Source organism: Mesorhizobium sp. M7A.F.Ca.CA.002.05.1.1, from assembly GCF_003998335.1.
GTDB lineage: Bacteria > Pseudomonadota > Alphaproteobacteria > Rhizobiales > Rhizobiaceae > Mesorhizobium.
Genome location: NZ_RZQI01000467.1, coordinates 1 through 4,641 on the forward strand (window position 1 = coordinate 1; position 4,641 = coordinate 4,641).

Consider the following 4,641-nt stretch of genomic DNA (forward strand, 5'->3'; position numbering starts at 1 on the left):
CCACTGCTCGGCAACGCTCTCGATGAGGCCCATCGCGTCATGGCGCCTATCTACCGCCGGCATCTGACCGGCCTGACAAGGCTGATGCCTGGAGTCAGGGAGGCTCTCACCCACTTTCATTTGGGCGGAGTAAGCATGGGCGTGGCAACCAACAAACCGCAGTTGGCGACCCGCGAAATCCTGCTTCATTTCGGATTGACGGAATATTTCGGCGCAATCGTTGGCGGAGACGCGGTGACATTCCTGAAACCGGCGCCCGATGCCCTGCTGCTGGCGTTGGCACAGCTTGGGGTCGACGCCGGTGACGCGCTGCTGGTCGGAGACAGTGGCGCTGACCTGGGTGCCGCACGCGCCGCCGGCATGGCCGTCATTCTGTTGCGCGGCGGCTACAGCCACATTCCGGTGGAAGAGCTTGGCGCCGACCTTGTTTGCGACAGCCTTTTCGATCTGCCTTCGGCCATGCAGAAGCTGCAAGCCGATGCGTGATCAAGGCGTCCGCCGGCCGAACGCAAATTCGAACGGCCGGCTGCGCTCTATTTCGAGAATTGCTTCAGATAGGCAATGACATTGGCGATGTCTTCGTCCTGCTTGAGGCCGACAAACGCCATCTTCGTTCCTTTGATCATGGCCTTGGGATCGTGAAGATAGGTCTTCAGCGAGGGCTCATCCCATTTGACGCCGGATTTTCCAGCCGCGACCATCGCCTGAGAATAGCTGAACCCCGGGTGTGTCCCAGCCGTTCGGCCTATGACGCCGTTCAACGACGGGCCGACCTTGTTCTTGTCCTGGTCGGCGGCATGGCAGACCTTGCATTTGGCGAAGACCTTCTCACCGGCCGCCGCATCCTGGGCCTGGGATTGGCTCGCCATGAAGGGCACAACGGACATGACTGCGAAAAATGCGATTGCGCGCATGGTATTTCCTCATTGATCGTCTGGGTGCCCTGGACGATTTGCGCATGCCGATCCTTTGATCCGTCTGCATGCGCCTTACGCGGTGGAGTGGAATATCCGCTTCTCCCGTGGAGCCGCGCCGCGTGGCTCAGAAGCTAATTGGCATGTTGTGAAAGTCAATCGTACAAAGGTTTAGAGGCCTGGGTGCTCAAGAGACCTGTCCATTCGTCTTTGTTGACGGCTATCCGGCGAGCGCGTAGCTTGACCTCATTCCGGTTTCTCCATTGGCACCTCGGGAAATCCGGCAAGCGGTGATTTTGTCCTCGCTCCTGGTTGGGCTGGGCTTGCCGATATGGGCGTTTGGGAACGCGCAAGAGGTGCTGAATGGACATGGTCGATCTCATATTGACGGTTTGCCTCAGCGCCAATCCGAGCAATTGCCGAGACGAACATCTCTATTTCGAGAGCCGCGGCACTCTGTTCCAATGCATGATCCTTGCCCCCAGCGAAATCGCGAAATGGTCTCAAGAACACCCGAACCTCAAGGTCATGCGCTGGAAATGCGCATTTCCGAGCAAGGAACGAGCCATCTAATTTGGCAGCGCGGAACCCTGGGGAGGAGGTGTCATGATGGTTTCACGGCGCATGACGCTGCGTCTGGCGGTTCTCGGGACAGCCGCTGTTCTTGCTACCAGGCCGGTCGTTGCGGCAGCCAGGATTCGCCTCGGTGTGCTGAAGTTCGGAACCGTGAGTTGGGAACTCGATACGCTAAGGCGGCACAAATTCGATGCCGCCAACGGGATCGATCTGGAGATCATCGACTTCGCCGGCGAGGATGCAACCAACGTCGCGATGCTGGCTGGCGCGATCGACATGATCGTCTCCGACTGGCTGTGGGTCTCGCGCCAGCGCTCCGAAGGCGGCGACCTCACATTGACCCCCTATTCGACCTCCGTGGGGGCGATCATGGTGAAGGAGGATTCGCCGATCCGGACGGTCGCCGATCTCGAGGACAAGAAAATCGGCGTCGCCGGCGGCCCGCTCGACAAGAGTTGGCTGCTTATACAAGCGCTGAGCAGACGCGATCTCGGCGTCGACCTGTCGGCAGCCAGCGACATCGTCTTCGGCGCGCCGCCGCTGATTTCGGAAAAGGCGATACAGGGCGAACTCGATGCGGTGCTGAATTTCTGGCATTTTTGCGCCCGTCTCGAGGCCAATGGCTTCCGTCGACTGATCGGCGTGAACGACGCGGCAAAGTCGCTCGGGGCTCTGGGACCCGTTTCGACCCTCGGTTACGTCTTCCATGACCAATGGGCAAACGAGAACCCGGATGCAGTCAGGGGTTTCGTGAGGGCGTCCGCGCAAGCCAAGGACTTGCTGGCCAGATCCGATGACGAATGGCTGCGCCTGGCGCCGATCATTCGCGCGGAAGGCAAGGAACTGGAAAAGCTGCGCGATCGCTACCGCCAGGGCATTCCCAGACGGTCGGTCGCGGAGGAAGCGGCCGACGCCGGCAGGCTATACCATGTGCTGGCGGCGATCGGCGGCGCGAAACTTGTCGGCAGCGCGCCGGAAATGGCGCCCGGCACGTTCTGGCAGGATCCCCGGAAATGACCGCATTGGGAACCGACGGCACGCGTGATGCTCCGCCGAGCATGTCCGGCCGACGCAGTCTGGCGACGGCACTCATGCCCGCGCGGACTGTTGCGGTCTCCCTGCTCGGGCTTTGCCTGCTGTGGAACCTTGCGGCAAGTGTCTGGCCAAGCCGTGCCTTTCCAGGGCCTCGGCAGGTCTGGCAGGTGCTTCTCAGGGAGGCTGCGAGCGGCGACCTCTTTTACCATCTCGGCGTGACTCTCGGCCGGGTCGCCGCGGCATATATCGTCGCCATGATCATCGGATCCGTCATCGGCGTTTTGCTCGGCAGCCATCGTCGCGTCGACCGCTTTTTCAACCCATGGGTGATCCTGTTCCTCAACATCCCGGCGCTGGTGGTCATCGTCCTCGGCTACATTTGGTTCGGCCTCAACGAGGCGGCGGCGATCGGCGCGGTGGCGGTGAACAAGATCCCGAATGTCGTGGTGACGATGCGCGAAGGCGCCAGGGCGCTTGATCCAAGTTACGCCGAAATGGCCACCGTCTATCGCTTCGGCCGCCTTGAACGCATCCGCCATATCCTGCTGCCGCAATTGCAGCCCTATCTTGCCGCCGCATCGCGATCCGGCATTGCCCTCATCTGGAAGATCGTCCTGGTCGTCGAACTGCTCGGCCGCTCGAACGGTGTCGGCTTCCAGATCCATCTCTATTTCCAGCTCTTCGATGTCGCCGCCATCCTTGCCTACACGCTGGCTTTCGTGGCGGTGATGCTTGTCATTGAACTTCTCCTGGTGCAGCCCGTTGAACGACATGCAACCCGTTGGCGCCGTCGTCCCGCTTAAGGTCGACATCGCCGAAAAGACCTTCAGGTCCACGCGAGGCGTCTCGATCACGGCGCTTCAGGACCTTTCCTTCGAGGTCCGGCAAGGCGAATTCGCCTGCTTGCTGGGACCGTCGGGCTGCGGCAAAACCACGACGCTGCGTATCCTGCTTGGCTTGGACAAAGACTTTTCCGGCTCCTTTCAGTTGCCGCAAGGAGGTTCGAACCGCATCGCCGCCGTATTCCAGGAACCGACCCTGCTGCCGTGGCGAACGGTGGAACAGAATGTCAGGCTGGCGTTGCCCAAAAGCTTGAGAGCGAAAAATCTCGACGGGCTGTTCGACACGCTCGGCCTCGCCGGCATGCGCTCGCTCTATCCTGCCGAACTGTCGCTCGGCCTTGCGCGCAGGGCAGCACTTGCCAGGGCTTTCGCCACCGAGCCGGCGGTGCTTTTCCTGGACGAACCTTTTGTCTCGCTCGACGAACAGACCGCCGAGCGGCTTCGGCATCTGCTTTTGACCGTGTGGTCGGCACGGCCAACGACCGCCTTGATGGTGACGCACAATCTACGCGAGGCACTGATGCTGTCGGACCGCATCATCGTGCTCGCGCCACGGCCAACCCATGTGCTCGGCGTGTTCGACGTACGGTTGCCACGGCAACATCGCAATTCGCAGGTGATGAGCGACCTCCTGCGGTCGTTCCATCATAGATTTCCGGACGTCACCTGATCGCCTGCTGGCGAAATGCATATCGGAGGCCTTCATGTCGGTTGATCGGCTAAGACGCAGGCTTGTGAGTGGCTTCACCTGCACCGCTGCCAGCGCCGCCTTGCTGCCATGCTGCCTCGGACGAGCCGTTCTGGCCGCAGGCGGCAGCTTGCGGTTCTCGACCACGCAAATCGCCGACGGCGTCTTCGCCTTCCAGGGCGCGGATGAATTGATGACCGCCGCCAACAACGGTGCGATCTGCAATCTGGGCGCCGTCATCGGCACCGATGCGGTTGCCGTCATCGACAGCGGTGGCAGCCTGATCGAGGCGCAGGCCTTTCTCGCCGCGATCGGAAAGCTGACAGCAAAGCCGGTTCGCTTCCTGGTCAACGCCCACATGCATCCCGACCACATCTTCGGCAATGCGGCATTCCGGAAGATCGGCGCGACCATCGTCGGTCACCGCAATCTGCCGCGTGCTCTCGAGGCGCGTGGAGCGTTCTATCTGCACAACTATCGCGAACAGCTTGGCGAGGCGTTGATGGAGGGGATCGAGATCGTGCCGCCGACCATGCTGGTCGACGATCGCCTGCAACTCGACCTCGGCGGGCGCATGATTGAACTG

Annotated in this window: 6 protein-coding genes; 5 read left to right on the forward strand and 1 reads right to left on the reverse strand. The window is 61.3% G+C overall.

What is annotated here, in order from left to right; translation table 11 throughout:
• The coding region (locus tag EN939_RS21660; RefSeq protein WP_127269600.1) for an HAD-IA family hydrolase at window positions 1-486 on the forward strand (486 nt) is incomplete at its 5' end.
• A gap of 47 nt (window positions 487-533) precedes the next feature.
• On the opposite strand, the gene EN939_RS21665 is transcribed toward EN939_RS21660, so the two are convergent.
• The gene (locus EN939_RS21665; RefSeq protein WP_127269601.1) at window positions 534-914 is read right to left on the reverse strand and encodes a c-type cytochrome; all 381 of its coding nucleotides are present in this window, start codon (window positions 912-914) and stop codon (window positions 534-536) included.
• Window positions 915-1,520: 606 nt separating this feature from the next.
• On the opposite strand from EN939_RS21665, the gene EN939_RS21675 reads away from it, so the two are divergent.
• The 4 genes from EN939_RS21675 to EN939_RS21690 all read left to right on the forward strand — a co-directional run.
• On the forward strand, window positions 1,521-2,507 hold the full coding sequence (locus EN939_RS21675) for an ABC transporter substrate-binding protein (protein ID WP_127269603.1): 987 nt from the start codon (window positions 1,521-1,523) through the stop codon (window positions 2,505-2,507).
• Entirely contained in the window at window positions 2,504-3,328 is an 825-nt protein-coding gene (locus EN939_RS21680) for an ABC transporter permease (protein ID WP_127269604.1), read from the forward strand. Before EN939_RS21675 ends, EN939_RS21680 begins: the two co-directional genes overlap by 4 nt.
• Window positions 3,297-4,037 (forward strand): ABC transporter ATP-binding protein, encoded by a 741-nt coding sequence (locus tag EN939_RS21685; RefSeq protein ID WP_127269606.1) that lies wholly within the window; start codon window positions 3,297-3,299, stop codon window positions 4,035-4,037. The genes EN939_RS21680 and EN939_RS21685 overlap by 32 nt, the downstream gene beginning before the upstream one ends.
• A 34-nt stretch (window positions 4,038-4,071) precedes the next feature.
• Window positions 4,072-4,641 (forward strand): MBL fold metallo-hydrolase (locus EN939_RS21690; RefSeq protein WP_127269605.1); only part of this gene is annotated, 570 nt, incomplete at its 3' end.

Coding starts and splice junctions, on each gene's coding strand:
- EN939_RS21665 (WP_127269601.1), bottom strand. CDS start 914: ATGCGCGCAATCGCATTTTTCGCAGTCATGTCCGTTGTGCCCTTCATG.
- EN939_RS21675 (WP_127269603.1), top strand. CDS start 1,521: ATGATGGTTTCACGGCGCATGACGCTGCGTCTGGCGGTTCTCGGGACA.
- EN939_RS21680 (WP_127269604.1), top strand. CDS start 2,504: ATGACCGCATTGGGAACCGACGGCACGCGTGATGCTCCGCCGAGCATG.
- EN939_RS21685 (WP_127269606.1), top strand. CDS start 3,297: ATGCAACCCGTTGGCGCCGTCGTCCCGCTTAAGGTCGACATCGCCGAA.